This window comes from Variovorax sp. P4_B11 (assembly GCF_056402355.1).
In genome coordinates this window covers 13579-35855 of the sequence record NZ_JBFUHO010000012.1, presented here as the reverse complement: position 1 = coordinate 35855, position 22277 = coordinate 13579, and the positions used below count along the sequence as shown (strand labels likewise).

The 22277-nt window shown below is 69.2% G+C and carries 11 protein-coding genes; 2 read left to right on the top strand and 9 right to left on the bottom strand.

Going from position 1 to position 22277, the window contains the following annotated elements:
* Positions 1 to 18 precede the first annotated feature (18 nt).
* A complete protein-coding gene (locus AC1DYD_RS13580) occupies positions 19 to 513 on the bottom strand; it encodes a hypothetical protein (RefSeq protein ID WP_478173265.1) in 495 nt (164 codons plus the stop codon).
* 205 nt (positions 514 to 718) lie between these two features.
* Here AC1DYD_RS13580 and AC1DYD_RS13575 point away from each other — a divergent pair, with 205 nt between their 5' ends.
* Positions 719 to 1933 carry an efflux RND transporter periplasmic adaptor subunit gene (locus AC1DYD_RS13575; protein WP_478173264.1) on the top strand — a complete coding sequence of 405 codons (1215 nt, stop codon included), beginning with the start codon at positions 719 to 721 and terminating at the stop codon, positions 1931 to 1933.
* Entirely contained in the window at positions 1930 to 5079 is a 3150-nt protein-coding gene (locus tag AC1DYD_RS13570; RefSeq protein ID WP_478173263.1) for an efflux RND transporter permease subunit, read from the top strand. Before AC1DYD_RS13575 ends, AC1DYD_RS13570 begins: the two co-directional genes overlap by 4 nt.
* Before the next feature lie 10 nt (positions 5080 to 5089).
* Here the strand turns inward: AC1DYD_RS13570 and AC1DYD_RS13565 are convergent, their stop codons facing one another.
* The 8 genes from AC1DYD_RS13565 to ttcA form a co-directional block, all read right to left on the bottom strand.
* Positions 5090 to 6010 carry an alpha/beta hydrolase family protein gene (locus tag AC1DYD_RS13565; RefSeq protein ID WP_478173262.1) on the bottom strand — a complete coding sequence of 307 codons (921 nt, stop codon included), beginning with the start codon at positions 6008 to 6010 and terminating at the stop codon, positions 5090 to 5092.
* Positions 6007 to 6813 carry a serine aminopeptidase domain-containing protein gene (locus AC1DYD_RS13560; protein ID WP_478173261.1) on the bottom strand — a complete coding sequence of 269 codons (807 nt, stop codon included), beginning with the start codon at positions 6811 to 6813 and terminating at the stop codon, positions 6007 to 6009. The genes AC1DYD_RS13565 and AC1DYD_RS13560 overlap by 4 nt, the downstream gene beginning before the upstream one ends.
* The gene (locus AC1DYD_RS13555) at positions 6810 to 7526 is read right to left on the bottom strand and encodes a 4'-phosphopantetheinyl transferase family protein (protein WP_478173260.1); all 717 of its coding nucleotides are present in this window, start codon (positions 7524 to 7526) and stop codon (positions 6810 to 6812) included. The genes AC1DYD_RS13560 and AC1DYD_RS13555 overlap by 4 nt, the downstream gene beginning before the upstream one ends.
* Before the next feature lie 10 nt (positions 7527 to 7536).
* Positions 7537 to 12507, bottom strand: coding sequence for an amino acid adenylation domain-containing protein (locus AC1DYD_RS13550; RefSeq protein WP_478173259.1), 4971 nt, complete (start codon positions 12505 to 12507; stop codon positions 7537 to 7539).
* The gene (locus tag AC1DYD_RS13545; RefSeq protein ID WP_478173258.1) at positions 12504 to 19700 is read right to left on the bottom strand and encodes an amino acid adenylation domain-containing protein; all 7197 of its coding nucleotides are present in this window, start codon (positions 19698 to 19700) and stop codon (positions 12504 to 12506) included. The genes AC1DYD_RS13550 and AC1DYD_RS13545 overlap by 4 nt, the downstream gene beginning before the upstream one ends.
* Positions 19701 to 20066: 366 nt before the next feature.
* The gene (locus AC1DYD_RS13540; RefSeq protein WP_478173257.1) at positions 20067 to 20705 is read right to left on the bottom strand and encodes a histidine phosphatase family protein; all 639 of its coding nucleotides are present in this window, start codon (positions 20703 to 20705) and stop codon (positions 20067 to 20069) included.
* 40 nt (positions 20706 to 20745) lie between these two features.
* Entirely contained in the window at positions 20746 to 21366 is a 621-nt protein-coding gene (locus tag AC1DYD_RS13535) for a DUF4136 domain-containing protein (RefSeq protein WP_478173256.1), read from the bottom strand.
* 2 nt (positions 21367 to 21368) lie between these two features.
* Positions 21369 to 22277 carry a tRNA 2-thiocytidine(32) synthetase TtcA gene (gene ttcA / locus AC1DYD_RS13530; RefSeq protein ID WP_478173255.1) on the bottom strand — a complete coding sequence of 303 codons (909 nt, stop codon included), beginning with the start codon at positions 22275 to 22277 and terminating at the stop codon, positions 21369 to 21371.

Genomic DNA, 22277 nt, shown 5'->3' with positions numbered 1-22277 from the left:
CACCTGGGGCTGAGCGATTTACTGGCCGTATTTCGGCAACTGGTCGAAGGGCGTCTTGCCGTCGTCGCGCGGGCCGCTGTCGGCCACGAAGGGCCAGAAGTTGAAGAAGGGCTTCTCGGCCGAGGCCCGCTTGGCGCGGGCTTCATCCGGCGTCAGGATCCAGACTTCGTGGACCAGGCCGGCGGCGTCGCGGGTGTAGTTCACCAGCAGGTTCTGGCCGGTGATCGCCGCGGGCATCACCAGCATGCGCTCGGCGCTGCGGATGCGGGCACCCGGCGCCAGGCGCTCGGGCTGGCCGTCGAGCTGGATTTCGGGCGAGTCCACGACCATGAAGCGGCCGCGCAAGGTGCCCGGCGGGAAGTTGCGGCCGCCGTTGGCCGCTTCGTTCTGGGTCGCCGAGGGGTCGAGCAACTGGGCTGCGGCCGGGCCGCAGAAGAGCGCGCCGGCGGGCACGATCAGGGCGGCCAGCGCGACCGCGAGGTGTCTCGAAAAGGGCGATTTGCAGCGATTCATGGGGTACATCCAGAGGCTGTGGAGCGCGAATTCTAGCGGGCGGGCGGGGCAGGAGAAGCCCTGGACCGTGCCATTCTGCCCGGGCGCTTTACATTTCTTTACGATGGATGCGGGCTCTTTCTGCGGCTCGCTGCTCCAATAGTTGCCGCCGGGAAATTTTGTGTCACCGCAGGCCCTCGATCCATCCGATCCCACCTGGAACCCCATGAAGAAGAATCTCGCTCTCGCCCTCTCGGGTGTGCTGGTCGTCGCCGTTGCGGCGGGCACCTGGTGGTGGTCGGGCGCCAAGACCCGCAGCGCCGCGGCCACCCAGGCCGCCGCCCCCGGCGCCGGCGCGCCGGCACTGGTCACCCTGGCGGCCGCCCAGCGGCAGAACGTCCCGGTCACGGTCCAGGTCAACGGCAGCGTGGTCTCGCTCAACAGCGTCGACCTGCGGCCTCAGGTGACGAACACGGTGCGCGAGGTGCATGTCAAGGAAGGCCAGTTCGTCAAGGCCGGCCAGTTGCTCTTCACGCTCGACGACCGTCCGGACCAGGCCAACCTTGGCAAGGCGCGGGCCCAGCAGCAGCGCGACGAGGCCATGCTGGCCGACCTGGAGCGCCAGTACAAGCGCAGCCAGGAACTGGTGGCGCAGAACTTCATCGCCAAGAGCGCCGCCGATGCGACGCTGTCGCAACTGGAGGCGCAGCGCGCCGCGGTGGCGGCCGACCGGGCCGCGGTGCAGTCGGCCCAGGTGGCGCTGGGCTATGCCACGCTCCGGGCACCGATCGCCGGCCGCATCGGCGCGGTCAACATCTACCCTGGCACGCTGGTGCAGCCCAGCCTGTCGCTGGTCACGATCACGCAGCTGGACCCGATCGCAGTGAGCTTCCCGGTGCCTGAGGGCAAGCTGCAGGACCTGCTGCAGGCGGCGCGCGAGCACACGCCGGTCGAGGCCCTGGCGGCCGGCCGCAAGGCGCCGCTGCAGGGCACGCTGAGCTTCGTCGACAACACGGTCGATCCGCTGATCGGCACGGTGCGCGCCAAGGCGGTGTTCGACAACGCCGACCAGGCGCTCTGGCCCGGGCAGTTCGTCGAGACCCGGGTGACGGTGCGCACCATCGACAACGCCACCGTGCTGCCGGCCTCGGCGCTGATGATGCTGGCCGACGGCACTTCGGTCTACGTGGTCGATGCCGAGCGCAAGGCGACCCGGCGCCAGGTGCAGACGGTCTACAACTTCGGCACCCAGGTGGTCGTGAAAGGCGTCGAACCGGGCGAGCAGGTGGTGATCGAGGGCAAGCAGAACGTGCGGTCCGGCGGCAAGGTCCGCATCGACGCGCAGCAGCCCGGCAACGCGGCGCCCGGGCCTTCGCCGGGCAGCGCGGCCTCGGTCGCGCCGTCCAGCGCCAGTGTCGTCGCGGACCGGGAGCGCACATGAACATCTCCGAGCTCTGCATCCGTCGTCCTGCGATGACGGTGCTGCTCTCCGCCGCGGTGGTGGTGGTCGGCATCTTTGCCTATTTCCAGATCCCGGTCGCGGCGCTGCCGAGCTACAACACGCCGGTCATCGCCGTGTCCGCGCAGTTGCCGGGGGCCAGTCCGGAGACCATGGCGTCGTCGGTGGCGCTGCCGCTCGAAAAGCAGTTTTCCACCATCCCCGGCCTGCAAACCATCAGTTCGGTCAACACCCAGGGCGTGACCTCGGTCACGCTCGAATTCGTGAGTTCGCGCGACATCGACGCGGCGGCGGTCGATGTGCAAGCCGCCTTGCTGCGCGCGCAGCGGCTGCTGCCCGTCGAACTCACGCAGCTGCCTTCTTACCGCAAGGTCAACCCGGCCGATGCGCCGGTGCTGTTCATCGCGATGACGTCGGATTCGATGACGCCGTCCGATCTCAACGACTATGCCGAGAACCTGGTCTCGCCGACGTTGTCGACCATCGACGGCGTGGCGCAGGTGGCGGTCTACGGGCAGAAGCGCTTCGCGGTGCGGGTCAAGGCCGATGCCGACCTGCTCAACGCGCGCAACATCACGCTCGACGAACTCGCCAACGCGGTGCGGCTGGCCAATGCCAACACGCCGGTGGGCGTGCTCGACGGCCCGCGCCAGACCCTCACCATCCAGGCCAACGAGCAGATGCTGAAGGCGGCCGACTTCGCCAAGGTCATCGTCGGCCAGCGCAACGGCTCGCCGGTGCGGCTGGACGAGGTGGCGACCATCGAGGACAGCTTCGAGTCGGTCAAGACGGCCAGCGCCTACAACGGCAAGAGTTCCATCTCGCTGGCCGTGCAGCGCCAGCCCGATGCCAATACGGTGCAGGTGGTCGACGCGGTGCGCGCGCTGATGCCGCGCTTCAGGCAAGAGCTGCCCCAGTCGGTCGATATCCGCGTGCTCAACGACCGCTCGCTCTCGATCCGCGAAGCGGTGCACGACGTGCAGCTCACGCTGCTGGGCACCATCTTGCTGGTGGTGCTGGTGATCTTCCTGTTCCTGCACCGGCTGGTGGCCACGCTGATCCCGGCGCTCACGATCCCGATCTCGCTGATCGGCGCGGTCGCGCTGCTCTACGCCTTCGGCTACAGCCTCGACAACGTCTCGCTGCTCGGCATCACGCTTGCGGTGGGCCTGGTGGTGGACGACGCGATCGTCGTGCTCGAGAACATCATGCGCTACGTCGAGAAGGGCATGGAGCCCTTCGCCGCCGCGCTGCGCGGTGCGCGCGAAGTGGGCTTCACCATCATCTCGATCTCGATCTCGCTGGTGGCGGTGTTCATCCCGATCTTCTTCATGCCTGGCGTGATCGGCCTGCTGTTCCATGAATTCGCGGTGGTCGTGGGGCTCGCGGTGATGGTGTCGGCCGTCGTGTCGCTCACGCTGGTGCCGATGCTCGCCAGCCGGCTGCTCAGACACACGCCGCGCGAAGGCGGCGCGATCGACCACGAAGAAGAGCATCCGGAACCGGGCACCGCCATCGGCCGGGCATTCGAGCGCGGCTACCGCTGGGTGCACGCCAACTACATGCGCACGCTCGGCTGGACGCTGCATCACCGCAACGTGATGCTGATCGTCGCGGCCTCGACCTTTGCGCTCACGGCGTGGATGTTCATCACCATTCCGAAGGGCTTCTTCCCCGAGGAGGACATCGGGCAGATCCAGGTCACGACCGAGGCGGCCGAGGACATTTCCTTCCCCGCGATGAAGGCCCTGCAGGAGCGCGTCGCCAATGCGCTCATGGCCGACCCGAGCGTGGACTACGTCAATTCGTTCATCGGCGTCGGCGGCCCGACGGCCACGCAGAACGCCGGGCGGCTGTTCGTGGTGCTCAAGCCGCGCAAGGAGCGCCTGCCGATGCCGCAGGTGCTCGAATCTCTGCGCAAGCGTTTCCGCGAAATCCCGGGCGTTGCGGTCTACATGCAGCCGATCCAGAACCTGCGTCTCGGCGGCCGGCAAAGCAAGGCCCGCTTCCAGTACACGCTGCAAAGCGTGAATGCCGGCGCCATGAACGTGTGGGCCGACAAGCTGATGGAGCGCATGCGCGCCGACCCGGTCTTCCGCGACGTCACGAGCGATTCGCAGAACCGCGGTCTCCAGGCCACGCTCGACATCGACCGCGACAAGGCGGGTGTGCTCGGCGTCGCGGTCGGCGACCTTCGCACCGCGCTCTACAACGCCTACGGCGACCGCCAGATCGGCAGCATCTACGGCGCCAGCAACACCTACCAGGTCATCCTCTCGGCGGCCGACAGCGACCGGCAGTTCGAGGAAGACATGTCGCGCCTGTCGGTGCGCAACAAGGCCGGCCAGCTGGTGCCGTTGTCGGCTTTCTCCACGGTGAAGCGCACGGTCGGGCCGACCTCGATCAACCACCAGGGCCAGCTTCAGGCCGTGACGGTGTCCTTCAATCTGGCGCCCGACGTTCCGCTCGGCAATGCCACGGCGAAGATCGACCGGTTCAAGGAAGAGCTCAAGATGCCGCCGACGATCATCACCAGCTACGGCGGCGATGCGGCGGTGTTCCAGAGTTCGCAGTCGAGTCAGGCGGTGCTGCTGATCCTGGCGGTGCTGGTGATCTACGTGCTGCTCGGCGTTCTGTACGAGAGCTATATCCACCCGCTCACCATCCTGGCCGGGCTGCCTTCGGCGGCGGTGGGCGCGCTGCTGTCGCTCAAGCTCTTCGGCTTCGACCTCACGCTGATCGCCACCATCGGCATCCTGCTGCTGATCGGCATCGTCAAGAAGAACGCGATCATGATGATCGACTTCGCGCTGGATGCGCAGCGCAGCGAGGGCATGAAGCCGGTCGACGCCATCCGCGAGGCCTGCCGGCTGCGCTTCCGCCCGATCATGATGACCACGCTGGCCGCGATGATGGGCGCGCTTCCGCTCGCGCTGGGCCTCGGCGCCGGCGCCGAGCTGCGTCAGCCGCTGGGCGTGGCGGTGGTCGGCGGGCTGATCTTCTCGCAGGTGATCACGCTCTACATCACGCCCGCGATCTACCTGGCGCTGGACCGCTACAGCGGCAGCGGCCCGCTGCAGGAACTGCCTTCGGAGACGGTTGCCTCCTCCGGCCCGGCACACGCCTGAGGCGCGCTCGTCAGGCAGCCGCCAGCGCTTCCGGGCGCCTGACGATCTCGATGGTCGTCGGCGCTGCGGCCTCCGCTGTCGCGGCGGCCGCCGGCTCGGCCCTCTTGTCCTGGATTTCCTTCACCCACAGGCAGACCGCATCGAGGAAGAGCGCTTGGCCCGCGAGCTCGGTGAACGAGTGGTCCAGGTTCGGCATGAATTGGTAGCGCAGCTGGTTCAGGACAGCGTCACCGCGCAGGGCGTGGAGCTGGTCCTTGTTGCGGTCGCGGCTCTGGAGCGTCGCGGAATAGATCAGGTAGATCGACACCCCGCGCGCGGTCATGGATCGGATGTCGCGCCGGAAATCGTCCGCGGTCAAGACCTTCGACTGCACGCCGGAGCGCAGCAGGTCGCCATCGGGCGGCCGGTCCGTGCCGAGCAGGCGCTCGACCCAGTGGCGCATCTGGGCCACCGGGAACCTGAGGAAGCGCCGAATCCTGCGCTCCAGCTTGGCACTGCGGCTCGTGAACGCGTGGCCGTCGAAGGCGAGAAGGCCCACGATGCGCGGGTCTCGCAGCGTGGCTTGGAATCCGTGGACCGCGCCCGAGCACAGGCCGATGACGATCACCTGCCGGATTCCGAGCTGCTGCTCGATCTGGTCGATCGCGAGCCGGAGGTCGTCGAGGGCCTGCGCCTCGAAGCTCTCCGAAGCGCCAGGCGCCTTGCTGTCGCCGATGCCTGACAGGTCGAAACGCAAGGTCGGGACGCCCTGCTGCGCCAATTTCCGCGCCAGCTTGACCTGGATCCGGCGCGGCCCGACACGGTGCGTCACGCCGAAGTTGTACATCAGGCAGGCGATCCGTGCCGATGGCCCGCCGGCCGGGCGGGTCATCACGCCCAGCAGTTGTCCCTGAGGCCCGAAGAGCAGCGGTTCGTCTTGAAAACTTGTCATCGCATGAGCGCCAGCAGGCGCCGTGTCACATCGGCCGGAACGATCGCTTGATTGGGAATCGGATCGGAAGTCCAGTCAATCGGGTGCTCCAGCAATTCGTGCACGACCGGCCGGCCGCGTGCGCTTTCCCGCAGGCACCATTCACGCGCCCGTTCGTCCTCCGGCCGGCCGAAAACCGTGGTCGCGGCGTCGGTGTCCAGGGTCAGGGCATCCGGGCGCAAGGCGGCCCACTGTGCGGCCAGCTCGCCGCCGATCCCGTGGCCCAGCGCTTCGGTGATCGCCGGCCCGTCGCCGTGCTCGCGGCGTTGATACCAGGAGGGATTCCTGGCGTAGTAGCCGATCTCGAGCATCGCGATCTGGGCGGCATGGAGCTCCTCGATGTAAGCCGGGCCGTCGAGGATCGGATCCCACAGGATCAATCGTCCGAGGCCTTGTGCGTGTCGAGCGCTTTGCAGCGCCAGCGTGGCACCCAGCCGGGCCGCGAGCCAGGTCGTGGCGTGCGCGCCCGAGCGGCTCCTGAGTTCCTCGTGCGCGCGCAGGAGATCGCGTTGCCAGCCTTGCATCTCGCCGTCGGCATCATCGCCGCCGGATTCGCCGGTACCGAAGAAATCGAAGCGCAGGACAGCAATGCCGAGCCGGGCGATCCGCTCGGCGAGGACGCGATAGAGACGATGGGCGCGAATGGCCTCGTGGCCATAGGGACAGCACATCAGCACCGCCGCACGGGCGTCGGTCTCCTGCTCCGGTGCGTGATAGATGCCGAAGAGCTGGCGCTCCGGCGGACCGAAATAGAACGGCTTCATTGAAGTGTTTCGAGTGTCGCTGGCCGGGCCGGCGAGACCGGGTGGCGAACGCGCGAGGTCTCGATCGCCAGCGCGCCGACCGCGCCGCCGGCCAGCGGAACGGACAGCACGCGCAGCGTATGAAGGGTCCCGTCGCCGGCGTACTCCACAGTGCGTTCGCGCTCGTCGAGCCCCACTTCCAGCGACTGCAGGTCGGCCGACAGCCCGAGCCCCAGTGCCTTGACGCAGGCCTCCTTGCGGGTCCAGCCGTTGAAGAAGGCGCGCTCGCGCTCGCCGGCCGGAAGCGCCTGCATGGCACGGAGCTCGTTCGGCGTGAAGCAGCTCGCCGCCAGTTGGTGCATGTCGGAGATCGCGCGCGGCAGCTCGATGTCGATCCCGACCACGGATTGCGCATCGACCGCGATCAGGGCCAGCGACTGGCTGTGGCTGAGATTGAAGTGCGGGCCGGCAACCCCGTCCAGTGCCGGTTTGCCGAAGGCTCCCTCGGCGAAGTCCAGCAGGGCGGGATGGATCCCGCTCTGTGCTGCGAGCACCTGGCGCAAGGCCGCATGGGCGGCGATGAAGCGGTCGCGGTCGCGCTGGAAGGCGAAGCGACGCGCGCGCGCCCACTCGGCCTCGGACAGGCAAGCGGCGGCGCCCGGTGCCGGCGCGGCATCCAGCTCGACCTGCCAGAGCCGCGAAGTCCCCGGCCAGCTGACGGGCGTGATCGACATGGCCACCTCCTCAGGCCTTGCGGCCCCAGCCGGAAAACACGCGGCCGAGCAAGCCTCGCTTCGGAGCGCCGTCCACCTGGTCGGCGCTCCCCATCAGGTCGACCGTGCCGCCGGCCGGCGCCGATGCCAATTGCGCCAGCGACTCGAACACGTAGCGGCGCGGCTCGACGCGGAAGCCGAGCGCCTGCTGCGCCTGCGGGATCACTCGCATCGTCAGCAGCGAATCGCCGCCGAGGTCGAAGAAGGTGTCGGTGGGCCGGATGTCGTTCACGTCGATGCCGATGGCGCTGGCCCAGATCTGCGCCAGGCGGGCCTGTTCGGGTTGCAGCAGCAGCGACGCGGGCGCGGGGGCCTCCGAGGGCCGAACCGGCAGCGGCAAGATGGCCCCCGAGCACAGCTGTGCCAGCGTGGCGTCGGGGTGATCGGCCACGGCCCGCAGGATGCCGACGAACATCTGATGCAGCGACGCGGCAGTCTCGCGTGTGTAGAGGCTGGCGTTGTAGACCAGCGCACCCTGCAGCCCGGAGGGTCGGTCGAGCAGCCACAGGCCGAGGTTGTCGGTGACACCGGTTTGTACCAGCGCGACCATGTCGTGCGCCAGCGGGCCCCAGTGCCGGGGGCGCTCGCGCGCGTCCTGGAACGAGAACACCGCCTGGTACAGGTCGGTGCGCCGCTGCTCCGGACGGGCCTGCTCGCGGAGGTGCTCGTAGGGCAGGTCCTGGTGGGCCAGCGCGCCTATCACTTCCTGCTTGAGGGAGCGCGCGAAATCGACGAAGCGAATCGCCTCCTCCGCCATGCCGTAGATCGGCACCAGGCCGACGAAGTAGCCCATCACGGGGTCGAGCTCGGGGAGCAGCCGTCCGCGTACCGGCATCCCGACGGAGACCTCGGGCTTCCCGACCACCTTCGACAGCATCGCTGCGTAGGAGGCCATGATCAGCATGTTGAGTGTCAGCTGGTGCTGCGTGGCGACGCCGCGCAACCGCTCTGCCAGTCCGGCGTCGATCTCGATGGGCAAGTTCCTGCCGGTGCCCGCCGTTCCCGGCGGGGCCTGCATGTCGACCGGCACGCCGGTGAGCAATGGCGCCCGTTCCAGGCGATCCCGCCAGTAGGCCTGCTGCTTGGCGGCCTCGGGCCCATCGAGCCACTGGATCTGCCATTGCGCGTAGTCGCCGTATTGGATCGACAGCTCGGGCAGCGGATTGGCGCCGCCAGCGAGTTGCGCGGCGTAGCTGGCGGCCATCTCGCGGTAGAGGATGTCGAACGAGTAGCCGTCCCACACCAGGTGGTGCGCCACGAACATGAAGACATGTTCCTGTTCGCCGGTCCGGTACAGGGCGCAGCGGAACAGGGGCGCCGGCGCCGCGGCGATCGGCACGTCGACGATCGCCTGCATGCGCCGCAGCAGCTCGGACTCGCGCCGATCCCCGGGAATGGACCTCAAGTCCTCGAATGGGAGGTCGAAGCGAACGCGGTCCTCGATGCGCTGGACCCAGCCGTCCCCGTCCGCCGTGGGCACGACGGCGGTCCGCAAGGCATCCTGCCGCCGCACCACCTCGCGCAGGGCCTGCTCGAACCTGGCGCGATCCATCGGGCCGGTCAGGCGATGTGCCGAAGGCGTGTTGAAGGTCGTGCTCTCGGGGTGCAACTCCTGGGCGAAGCGCATGCGTTGCTGTTCGAGGGTCAGCGGCGCGGTTCTGCGATCGGCCCGCCGCGGGATCATGATCGGTGCCCGGTGGTCGTTCTGCGCCAGTTCGATCTCGCGCGCCAGCCGCTCGGCCGTCGGCGCCTCGAACAGCTTGCTCAGCGGCAGCCGGATGCCGAAGGCGGCGTTGAGCCGGGTGGTCAGGTGCGCCGCCAGCAGCGAGTGGCCGCCCATGGCGAAGAAGTCGTCGAGGACGCTCATGGCAGGCAGATGGAGGACTTCCTCCATGGCCGTCAGCACTGTCTTTTCGCGCTCGTTGCGCGGCGCGACCCGGGCCTTGGCCTGCTCGCGCGCCTCGCTTGCGCCGGCGCCCGCATTCGGTGCCGGCAACGCCTTGCGGTCGACCTTGCCGTTGGGCAGCAGCGGCAGCGCGGGCAGCACCACCACATGCTGCGGCACCATGTATTGCGGCAGGCGCGAACGCAGCAGCTCGCGCAACGCGGCCCGGTCGCAATCGGCGCCGGGCGACACCGCCAGGTAGGCCACCAGGCGCACATCGCCGGGCCTGTCCTCGCGCGCGAGCACCACGCTGCGGGCCACCCCCGGGGCTTCGTTGCAAGCGGCCTCGATCTCGCCGAGCTCGATCCGGTATCCGCGCACCTTGACCTGGAAGTCGAAGCGGCCCATGTGTTCCAGCAGGCCGTCGTTGCGCCAGCGGCCGCGATCGCCGCTGCGGTAGATCAGCGTGTTGACGCCATCGATGGGCGTGGTGACGAAACGCTCGGCAGTCAGCTCGGGCCGCTCGAGGTAACCCGAGGTCACGCCCATCCCGCTGATGCAGATCTCGCCTGGAACGCCGATCGGGCAGGGCTGCAGATTGGCGTCCAGGATCCAGACCCCGGTGTTGTCCATCGGCCGGCCGATCGAGACGCCGTTCGTCATGATGCGTGCGCGGTCCATGCGCCACACGGTCGACCACACGGTGGTCTCGGTCGGGCCATAGAGGTTCCACAGTTCGGCGCAGCGGCCGAGCAGATCGAGCGAGAGGTCCGCGGGCACCGGTTCGGCCCCGATCCAGGCCCGGAAGCCGGGCGCACCCGACCATTGCGCGTCGATCAGGAGTCGCCACATGCCGGGCGTCGCCTGCAGGATGGTGATGGATTCCGTGGCCAGCAGTTCGGCCAGCCGGTATCCGTCCATTGCGGCGTCGCGCTGGACGATCACGATCTCGGCGCCGGCCGCCAGCGGCAGCATGACTTCGGGAACCGCCATGTCGAAGGACAGGGTGGTCACGGCCGCCAGCCGATCCTGGGCCGTGATGCCGGGCGCGCGCTGCATGGTTTGCATCAGGTTGGCGACCGCGCGATGCGGCACGCACACGCCCTTGGGCTGGCCGGTGGAGCCGGAGGTGTAGATCACGTAGGCCGTGTCTTCGGCCAGGGGATCCTGCGGCCCTGCCACGAGCGGCGTCTCCGGTTCGTCGAGCCAGCCGGTCTCGCGGTCGAGAAGCAGCACGCGCTGCGAGGCATCGGCACGCCAGCTCCGGGGTGAGGCGGTGATCGACGAGTGGGTCAGCAGCAGGCCCAGGCTGGCGTCTTCGGCGTAGTAGTCGAGCCGGGACTGAGGGAAGGCGGGGTCCAGCGGCACGTAGGTCGCACCGCTCTTCAGGACCGCGAGAAGGGCCACGAACATGTCGGTCCCGCGGTCCAGGCACAGGCCGACGCGCTGGCCGCGTCCGATGCCGCGCGCGCGCAGCGCGTGCGCCAGTCGATTCGAGCGCTGGTCGAGTTCGCGGTAGCTCATGCGCAGCGCGCCGTCGCGCAGCGCCGGGCGGTCGGGCTGCAGGGCGGCGTGGACGGCGAATCCCGCATGCATCAGCGGTGCGCCTTGCAGCGGCGTCGGCAGCGGTTGCAGGGCCCGCACCCCCTGCGCCGCATCGGCCGATAGCAGGTCGAGCCGGCCGACTTGCCGCGCCGGGTCCAGCACCACGGAGCGCAGCAGGCATTCGTACATGGTCAGCCAACGGCGGACGCTGGCATCGTCGTACAGGTCGGCGTTGTACTGGGCTTCCATCTGCATGCCGCCGGCCACCGGCGTCACATTGAGGAAGAGCTCGAAGTTCTCGTAGCGGCGTCCGACAGTGCTCTGCGCGACCTTCAGGTCGGGGAAGTTGCCGTCATTGGGCGCGGCGTCGCGGTCGACGTTGAACAGCACGTTCACCAGCGGCAGCCGGCTGGGGTCGCGCGGCACCGGCAGCTTCTTCAGCAGGGAACCGTAGGTCAGGGTCTGGTGCTCGAAGGCGTCGAGCAGGTTGCTGGCCGACTGGCGTACCAGCGCATCGAAGGGCGTCTGGCCCTCGATCGCGACCCGGATCGGCAGCAGGTTGACGCAGTGCCCGACCAGCGAGGTCATCCCGCTCGGCATCTGCCCCGCCGCCGCGATGCCGACCACGAGGTCGTCCTGGGCGGTGAGACGGTGCAGGGTCGCGGCGAAGGCGCTGAACATGGTGGCGAACAGGCTGGCACCGGACGCGGCGCCGGTCTTGCGGAGGGCGTCGATCAGGTCCTGGCCAAGCACGTGGTCGATGCGCCGCGCATTGAAGGTGCGAACCGCCGGCCGCGGGTGGTCCAGCGGGAGCTCCAGCACCGGCAGGCTGCTGCCGCCGAAGCGTGCGAGCCAGTAGTCGACGTGTGCCTGCATGTCGGGGCTGGACGACTCCGCGGCTTCCCAGGCCGCGTAATCGGCGTACCGGGCAGCCGGCTCGAGCGCCGGGCCGGCGCCGACCTGCTCGGCATAGAGCCGGCCCAGGTCGTGGCTGATCACGCCCCATGACCAGCCGTCGCAGATCGCATGGTGGGCGGTCATCAACAGCAGGTGGTCGTCGGTCGACAACTGGTAGAGCGCGGCCCTGAAAAGCGGGCCCTTCTCGAGCTGAAAGGGCTCGAGCACGGCAGCCAGCGCGTCATCGTCGAGCCTGAGTTGCCGGTCGGCCGGGTCCAGCGCCTGAAGATCGTGCCGGGCCAGTTCGAGCGGCGTGGCCTCGCCGATCAACAACTGCGTGCCGTCGGGCGAAATCGTGGAGCGCAGGGACTGGTGCCGGGCGACCAGGCGGTCGAGCGCCTCCGCCAGGGCGCGCGTGTCGATCGGGCCCTTGAACTGCAGCCGCAGCGACTCGTTGTAGGCCAGGGACGCCTGCGGGCTCAGGCGGTCGCCGAGCCAGACTTCGCGCTGGGCCTCGGTGGTCGGGACGACCTGCTCGATCAGGCCGGCCGCGAACGGATCGAACTCCTCGGCAGCCGCATCGGCGGCCTGGGGCGAGAGAAGTGCTGCGCTCATGCTTGGAACCTGGTGTATTTGCCTTGGGCCATCGGATCCGGCACGAACCATGCGGGTTGGCCGTCCCGGTCGCGGCCCAGCCGGGCATTGGGAACCGGCGGATGCGAAGGATCGAAGTCGGGCTTGGCCACGGCGCGGCGCGGCAGCAGCTCCGCTTCCTGCAACTCGGCCACCGACTCCTTGAATGCGGACTTGATGGTCGCGATGTCCTGCTGGGTGTGCGCGGTGGTCATGAAGCAGGGGAAGTTGTCGAGGATGTGGACGCCGCGGCTGCGCATCATGGCGAACAGCAGGTCCTGCAGCGGGTGGTCCTCGAGCCAGCTCACGCGCCACAGCGAGGTGAAGTAGCGGATCTCGATCGGCGCGCCGACCTCGCGGCAGAAGGCCGACAGTTCGTCGGCCATGGCCGCGGTGTGCAGGTTCAACTGGGTCTGCAGCTTGTTGTTGTCCTGCTTCAGGTGCTCGAGGGCCGCCTTGGATGCGGCGAGCGCGAGCGGATGCCGCACGAAGGTGCCGGCGAAATAGGTGACGCCCACCGTCGGCACGGAATCATCGCCGTACTGCCAGGCGCCGCCGTCGAGCGCGTCCATGTAGGCGCGCTTGCCGGCGATCACGCCGACCGGGAAGCCGCCGCCGAGCACCTTGCCGTAGGTGGCGAGATCGGCGCGGATGCCGAAAATCGCCTGGGCGCCGCCCAGGTGCGAGCGGAAGCCGGTGATGACCTCGTCGAAGATCAGGCAGGTCTCGGACTTCTCGGTGATGGCCCGCACCTCGCGCAGGAACTCGCGCGGCTGGAAGTCGGGCCGCCGGCTCTGCACCGGCTCGGCCAGCACGGCGGCCAGGTCGTCGGCGTTGGCGCGGATGAATTCCAGCGCCTCGGGCGTGCCGTAGTCGAGCACCCGGATGTCGCCGAACATGCCCTGCAGCACGCCCGGTGCGGCCGACATGCCCTTGTGGTTGCGGCCGGCGCGCACCAGCACCTCGTCGAAGGTGCCGTGGTAGGAGCCCGAGAACACCACCACGGTGCTTCGGCCGGTGACGGTGCGGGCAATGCGGATCGCCGCCATCACCGCTTCCGAGCCGGTGTTGCAGAGACCGGCTCGGTCGAAGCCGGTGAGCTCGCACAGCAGCCGGGTGACATCGGCGGCCAGCGGATGCTGCGGGCCGATCTCGTAGCCCAGGTCGAGCTGCTTCTTCACCGCCTCGTTGATGAAGTCCGGCGTCCAGCCGAAGAGGTTCATGCCGAAGCCGTTGAGCGTGTCGACGTACTCGTTGCCGTCGAGGTCCCACAGGCGAGAGCCCTTGGAGCGCTCGACCACGATCTGGTAGGTGATCTCCTTCGTCGCCGGGCGGAAGCCGTTGACCACGCGCGGGTCGGCCATGTGAGGCCGGTTCTGCTCGGTGAAGGCCTTGCTCTTGCGGGTGCGCTCCACGTAGCGGCGCACGAAGGCGGCCAGACGCGCTTTCTGGCGCTCGGTCGGCTCCTTGCTCTGCGTGTGGATGCGGGCGATCGCGCCGAAGGCCTTCTTGACGTCGTATTTGGGCGTGACGACGGCCTCCTCGGGATCGGGATTGGACGCCGTGGCCGCGGCGGTGGCCATGGGCGTGGGTTGCTCCACCGCCGGCACCGGCAGCACGGGGCTGGCCGGAACCATTGGCGCCGCCGACAGCAAGGCGAGTTGCTGTTGCATGAGTTGCATCTGCTGCGCGATGACTTGCTGCACCAGGTTGCCATTGCCGGCCATGGGCTGCATCACTGGCAGCGCCATGGCGGCAACCGGAGGCTGCGCTTGCGCCATCGCGGGCTGCATGGCAGTGACCGGCGCCACAGCGGTCGCAGGCGCTGCGACCGGCTCGGGCGGCAGCGTGGCATCGAGGAATTCGGCCAGCGCGTCGAAGCTGCGATAGCTTTCCATCAGCTGCCGGAACGTGAGGTTGACCTTGAAGGTCTTCTTGACCTGCATCGCGGCTTGCGTGAGCGTGAGCGAATCCAGGCCGATCTCGACGAAGGGCGCGGCGCCCTCGACGTCGGCCATGTCGATGCCCGACAGGTTCTCGAACAGTTCGCGCAGGCGCGTGACGAGGCCGGCGCGGCGCGCGGGCGGTGCGGAAGTGGCTGCGGCGGCGGTCATGGACAACTCCGGAATCGAGGGGGTCAGTGGCACGGATGGGGAAGGAAGCGACGCGAGCGCCGGTGCTGCGGGTGCGACGGCGATGTCGACCCAGAAGCGCTTGCGCTCGAAGGGATAGGTGGGCAGGCGCAGGCGATGCTTGCGCCCGCGCGTGTCCAGCGCGCCGAGGTCGATCTCGACGCCTTGCGTCCAGAGCCGGCCGGCGCCGAGGCGCCAGGCGGTGCTTTCGCCGGCCGGCCGGTCGGCCAGCAGCGCGGCGGCGGCTGCGGGCTGCGCCTTGGTCGCATGCTGGCGCACCAGCGTCGCGAGCGTGTTGCGCGGGCCGATCTCGATGAAGAGCGGGTGCGCGAGTTGGGCCTGCACTTCGCGCACAGCGGGCGAGAAGCGCACCGTCTCGCGCAGGTGGCGTGCCCAGTAGCGCGGGTCGGTGGCCTCCTCGGCAGTCAGCAGCTTGCCGGTGAGCGTGGAGTAGATCGGAAGTGCGGGGGCGGCGAGCGCGGTCGCGCGGACCAGGGCCTCGAAGGGCGCGACCGCGGCATCCATCATCGCGGAGTGGAAGGCGTGCGAAGTCTGCAGCGTCTTGGCGACGATGCCCTTGGCTTCGAGCGCAGCGCGCAGCGCCTCGATCGCATCGCTCGGGCCCGCGGCGACGCAGACGGCGGGGCCGTTGTCTGCCGCCAGGGAGATGTTGTCTGGCAGCAGCGGCAGCAGGTCTGCGGCGGCCATGCGCACCGAGAGCATGGTGCCCGCGGGCAGCGCCTGCATCAGCGCGCCACGCCGGGCGACCAGCCGTGCCGCGTCGTCCAGCCGCATCACGCCGGCCAGCACCGCGGCAGCGAATTCGCCGACGCTGTGCCCGATCATCGCGGCAGGCTTGACGCCGAGCGCCATCAGCTGGCGGGCCAGCGCATATTCGAGCGCGAAAGTGGCGGGCTGCGTGACCGAGGTCGGGGCCAGCGCGGCGGCATCGTCCGTGAACATGCGCTCGCGGAGGTCGAAATCGAGCAGGCCGTCGAAGCACCGGATGCAGTCGTCGAAGGCGGCGCGGAAGACCGGGTCCTCGGCATGCAGCGTGCGGCCCATGCCGGCGTACTGCGCGCCCTGGCCCGGGAACATGAAGACCGGCTGCGGCAGCCAGGCGTTGAGCGATGCGGCGGCGCGCAAGGGCGAGTCGGCGCTGCGCAAGGCGGCGATCGCCTCCTCGACCGATTCCGCGGCCACGACGGCGCGCTGTGCGAACTGCTTGCGTCCGACGCGCAGCGTGTAGGCGACGTCGGCCAGCGACAGCGCGCGGTGCGCATCGAGGTGGTCGGCCAGGCGCGCGGCCGCGGTGGCGAGCGCCGCCGGCGAGCGCGCCGACAGCGTGAGCAACTGCGCGCCGGTGGCGGGATCGGAAGGTGCGCGCAGCGGCGCTTCCTCGATCACCACGTGGGCGTTCGTGCCGCCGACACCGAAGGCGCTGACGCCGGCCCGGCGCGGCGCGTCTTCACGTCGCCACGGGCGCAATTGACTGTTGACGCGGAAAGGCGTGGCGTCGAAATCGATGGCCGGGTTTGGCGCCTCGTAGTGCAGGCTGGCCGGAATGGCTTCGAAGTGCATCGCGAGCGCGGCCTTGATCATGCCCGCCGCACCCGCGGCGGTCACCATGTGGCCGACGTTGCTCTTCAACGATCCGATGGTGCAGAAGCCGGTGTCGCTGGTGTGCGCTGCATAGGCGCGCGTGAGTCCCTCGACCTCGATCGGGTCGCCCATCGGCGTCGCCGTGCCGTGCGTCTCGACATAGGAGATGCTGCGCGGGTCGACGCCGGCCGAGACCAGCGCGGCCTCGATCACCGCGGCCTGGCCGTCCACGCTCGGCGCCGTGAAGCTGGCCTTAGCGCCGCCGTCGTTGTTGACGGCCGCGCCGCGCAGCACGGCATAGATGGTGTCGCCGTCGGCGATCGCGTCGGAGAGCCGCTTGAGCAGCACCACCGCCGCGCCGTCGCTGAAGACGGTGCCCTTGGCGCCGGCGTCGAAGCTGCGGGTATGGCCGTCGGGCGACAGCATCGATCCCTCGTTGTAGAGATAGCCGCTGCGGGGCGGGCAGGTGACCGAGGCGCCGCCGGCGAGCGCCATCCGGCACTGGCCGGTGCGCAGCGCGAAGAAGGCCTGGGCGATGGCCACCAGCGAGGTCGAGCATGCGGTGTGCACGCTGACCGCGGGGCCGGTCAGGTTCAGCCGGTTCGCCACGCGCGTGGTGATGTAGTCCTTTTCGTTGGCCAGCATCACCTGGAATTCGCCCACCATCTCGATCAGGTCGGGCCGGGTCGCGACATGCCGCTGGAAGTAGCTCGCGTTGTACATGCCGCCGAAGACGCCGACCGGGCCGGGTGCCTGGTCGGGCACGTAGCCGCCGCGTTCGAGGCATTCCCAGCAGATCTCGAGGAACACGCGCTGCTGCGGGTCCATCAGCTCGGCTTCCTTCGGGTTGATGCCGAAGAAGGCGGCATCGAACTGGTCGATGTCGTCGATGACGCCGCGTGCGCGCACGTAGAGCGGGTCGGCGCGCAAGGCGGCGCTGACGCCGGCGTCCAGCGTCGCGTCGTCGAAGAAGCTGATCGACTCGCGGCCGGCCATCAGGTTGTCCCAGAACTGCTCGACGTCGGCGGCGCCCGGGAAGCGGCCGGCCATGGCGATCAGCGCCACGGGCTCGGCGTCGACATGGGTCGCCGGTCCGGCGGCTGCGGTGCGCTGCGGCGCTGCAGCAGGCGCGTCGTCCTGCAGGCTGGCGGCCAGCGCCGCGGGCGTCGGTTGGCGGAAGAAGAGGTTGGCCGACAGGCGGCGCTCGCTGCCTTGCTGCAGTTCGCGCAGCACCTTGAGCACCAGCAGCGAATCGCCGCCGAGATCGAAGAAGTTGTCGCTGCGGCCGACCGCGTCGATATTCAGGGCGCGCGCGAAGGCCGTGCAGACGCGGTGTTCCGCGTCGTTGCGCGGTTCCTCGAAGGTCTGGGCCAGTTCGGGCCGCTGCCGTGCGGGCTCGGGCAGTGCGCGGCGGTCGAGCTTGCCGTTGGTCGTCACCGGCAGTTGGGCCAGCCAGACCTGCGCCGCCGGCACCATGGCCTCGGGCAGGCGCTCGGCCAGGTGCGCGCGCAGCGCGGTCCACGCAATCTCCCCGGCGCGCGCCACCAGGTAGGCGACCAGGCGCAGATGGCCCGTCGCATCCTTGCGCGGCACGACCGCGCAAGACTTGATGCCGGGATGCGCGAGCAGCGCCGCCTCGACCTCGCCGGTCTCGATGCGGTGGCCGCGGATCTTCACCTGGCCGTCGATGCGGCCGATGTACTCGATGCTGCCGTCGGGCAGCCAGCGCGCCTGGTCGCCGGTGCGGTAGAGGCGTTCCCCGGGGGCGCCGAAGGGGTCGTCGACGAAGCGTTCGGCACTCAGGTCGGGGCGCCGCAGGTAGCCGCGCGCCAGCCCGCGGCCGCCGATGCACAGCTCGCCGACCAGGCCGGCGGGCAGCATCGCCATCGAGGGGCTCAGAATGCGCAGCGTGGTGTCGTTGATCGGGCGGCCGATGGGCACCGAGCGGGCGTCGGCCGGCAGGTCGTGCGGGATGCGGAAGGTCGCCGCGAAGGTCGTGCACTCGGTCGGGCCGTAGCCGTTGATCAGCGTGAGCGAAGGCATCGCCGCCAGCGCGCGCCGCACGTGGAGCACCGACAGCGCCTCGCCGCCGATCAGCAGCTGGCGCAGGCCCGCGAGTTGCGCCGGCTCGTCGTCGACCACGGCGTTGAAGAGGGCGGCGGTGAGCCAGGCGGTCTGCACCGCGTGCTGCGCGATCGTGCGCGCGAGTCCGGCGCCGGTCGGCACCTGCTCGTCGTGCACCACGCAGACGCCGCCGTTGAGCAGCGGACCCCAGATCTCCAGCGTCGAGGCGTCGAAGCCGAGCGGCGCCGCATGCAGCATCGCTTCGCCGGCCGGCAGCTCGACGTAGTGGGCATCGACCACCAGGCGCAGGATGGCGCGATGGCAGATCTCGATGCCCTTGGGCGTGCCGGTCGAGCCCGAGGTGTACATCACGTAGGCCACGGATTCACCGTCGGCCGAGACGCCCGCGAACGGAGGCAGCGAAGCCGCGCCGGCCATTTCTTCGTCGATGCACAGCAGCGGCCGGTCGCTCGGCACCAGCGCCTTGTAGGCAGCCTGGGTCAGGACCAGGCGGACGTCGGCGTCCGAGAACATGAACGCAATGCGCTCGGCCGGGAAGTCGGGCTGCACCGGCACATAGGCGGCACCGGCCTTCAGGATGCCGAGCAGCACGATCACCGCGGCGCTCGACCGGTCGAGCATCACGCCGACGGTGTCGCCGGCGCGAACGCCCTGCGCCTGCAGGCGGCGCGCGACGAGCTCGGCGCGATCCGCCAGCTCGCGGTAGCGCAATGCGCCGTCTTCGCCCAGCAGCGCGACCGCGTCGCCGTGCGCGGCGGCCTGGCGATCGAACATCGCATGCACGGTCAGCGCGGCGTCATACGGGGTCGGCGCCGTGTTCCAGCTGTCGAGCTGGCGCTGCCGATCGACGGCAGGCAGGGTGCGGATCTCGTGCAGGCTCGCCGATGGCCGGTCGAGCAGGTCGGCGGCAGTGTCGGCGATGGCCAGCAGGACGGCCCTTTCGTCGTCGCGGTCCATCAGGGACGAGGCGCCGGTCAGGCGCAGCACGCCGGGGTGGTCGTCGATGGCCTGGCAGTCCAGCTGCAGCGAGGCCGCGTCGCCGCTGTCGAGACCCTCGCGCCGCGTCCGGTCGACCACGGACAGCCATTGTTGCGCCGAGAGGCCGTCGCCAACGCCCAGGGAGGTACCCAGCCAGCGGGATCGAAGCAGCGTCCATGCTGCAGCGAAGAGGGTGTCCGGCAGGAAGGCGGAAGTGCGTGAATGCGCTGTCCATCGCGTGGCGAGGGCCGCCGGGATGTCGAGGCTGACCGCTGGGGCGGTCCGGCCCTGCGGGTCGGGGCGGGGGACGAACAGGTCGGCGAGCGACAGCGGCGGCTCGCCCGAGAGCCGGGAAGAAGGTTGAGGTCCTGGGGCCATGAACGGGTCCTCCGCTGAGAAAAAACGCGATGCCTTCAAGAAATCGTTGTTGTATGAAAGCCCGCAAGTTCGCAAGACATGTATCCGACCAAGTTAGTAGTCACAAAGAATTCAAACCGACCTGGAGCCTATGTTGCGCTCCGGGCGCCCGTCACACCACCCGACGAAAGCCATGTCGGCCAGCCTATGTCGTTTGGAGGTCCTGCAACATTCGATGCATTTGGTTTCCACAAATGCATTGACGACGCGCTCGCTCGGTGACGATTCTGACCTCATTTTTACAATTTGAATACAAATGTCGTAAAGAGATCGTCAAGCCGGCGGCAAGAACTCATAGAAAAGTTCTATTTGTCCACGGGAGGCCGCTCAGGCCGTGGCTTCGTCGAGCGATCCTGCGTCGAGATGGCCGGTGTCGCCCCAGCCGACCAGGGTGAAGCCCTGCGGCGTCCAGAGGAGGCGGTTGATGGCGGCGTTTCCCAGGTGCCAGGTGCGCGGCGCCTGCAACGCCTGGCCGGTGGCGGCGCGGTAGAGCACGTCCATCACCCCGCCATGGGCGACCAGGACCACCAGCTCGCCCGGATGCAGCGCCGCCAGCCTGGACGCGGTGTGCGTGACTCGATCCCTGAAAGTAAGCAGTGACTCGCCGCCTTCCGGCGCGAATTCGGGATCCCGGGTGCGCCAGAGCCGGGCCTGGGCCGGCAGGCTGGCATCGATGTCGGCGAAGGTGCGGCCCTCGAACCGACCGAAGGCGCGCTCGCGCAGGCCGGGGTCGGCCGCCACCTCGATGCCGCGCGCGTGGGCGATCACCTGCGCGGTCTGCCAGGCCCGCGACAGGTCGCTGGCATAGATCGCCCCGATCGGTTCTTCCGCGAGCGCCCGGGCCACTTGGTGCGCCTGCCAGAGCCCGGTGTCGTTGAGGCCGACGTCGAGCTGGCCCTGGATGCGGGCGTCGACGTTCCAGGCGGTTTCGCCATGGCGTACGGCGATGACTCGGGTGGCCTCCATGCGACGAATTCTAGGGGCTAACCCTTAGAGCCTGTTCACCCTAATCCTGCCGCGTCGCGCTCGGCAGCTCGATGTCGACCCGGCGCACGCCTTGCGGGGGATTCGGAAAGCCCTGCAGCGCGGCCTGGAACATGACCGGCAGGATGCGTGCGCTGTTGCTGTAGGGCCCGTCGTTGCGGGCATGCGTTTCGTAGACCACGCGGTTGGACGGCAGCTCGCGCAGCACGATGCTGACCTCGCGCGCGAACCAGGGGGTGGGCGGCGGCCCGAACGCCGGTCCGTACCAGCCGCCGGGCCCCCAGCCGGGTCCCGGTCCCCAGCGGCCGTAGCCCCATCCCGGCCATGGCCCGCCGACCAGCCAGGGGTCGGCCCAGGGCGAGAGTTCGGGGGTCACGCGGGCCCCGATCAGTGCGCTCAGCTGCGGTGCGTTGTCGTCGTGGCGCAGGCCGACGGCGTCGAGTGCCGCGCCGGCCATCGCCTCCAGCTGCTGTTGCGCCGCCTCGTCGACCTGCTGGGAGGGCAGGCGCTCGAAACGATAGCTCGCGCCGGTCGGCACGCCGGCCATGCTGGAAAAGCTCCGCACATCGCTGTCGACCACCCAGCGCGTCGCGCAGCCGGTGAGGCCGATGGCCAGCAGGACCACCGCGAGCGCGCTTTTCATGGTCAGAGCTGCACGATGCGAAGTGCCGAGGGCGCCGGGAGCTCGGGTGGATCGAAGGCCTTGTCGCCCTCCTCGTCGGCCACCCCGGTCGCCTGCAGTGCCTTGAAGTCGAAGGCCTTGGCGTCGAGCAGGTGGGAGGGCACGATGTTCTGCATGGCATTGAACATGTTCTCGATCCGGCCCGGGAACTTGCGATCCCACTCGCGCAGCATCTCGCCGACCTGCTTGCGCTGCAGGTTCTCCTGGCTGCCGCACAGCGTGCACGGAATGATCGGGAACGCGCGGTGCTGGGCCCAGCGGACCAGGTCCTTCTCGGCGACATAGGCCAGCGGCCGGATCACGATGTGCCTGCCGTCGTCGCTCACCAGCTTCGGCGGCATCGACTTCAGCTTGGCGGCGAAGAACATGTTCAGGAAGAAGGTCTGCAGCATGTCGTCGCGGTGGTGGCCCAGCGCCACCTTGGTGGCGCCCAGCTCGTCGGCCACGCGGTACAGGATGCCGCGGCGCAGCCGGCTGCAGAGGCCGCAGGTGGTCTTGCCTTCGGGGATCACGCGCTTGACGATCGAGTAGGTGTCCTGCTCCTCGATGTGGAAGGGCACGCCCAGGGCCGTCAGGTAGTCCGGCAGCACGTCTTGCGGGAAACCCGGCTGCTTCTGGTCGAGGTTGACCGCCACGATGTCGAAGTGGATCGGCGCCCGGGCCCGCAGCTTGAGCAGGATGTCGAGCAGCCCGTAGCTGTCCTTGCCGCCCGAGACGCAGACCATGACCTTGTCGCCTTCCTCGATCATGTTGTAGTCGACGATCGCACGGCCGACCTCGCGGCACAGCCGCTTCTCGAGTTTGTGGGTCTCGCGTTCGATCTTCAGGTCATTGGTGGACGAGGGCGTCTCGTCGATCCATACGGCACTCAT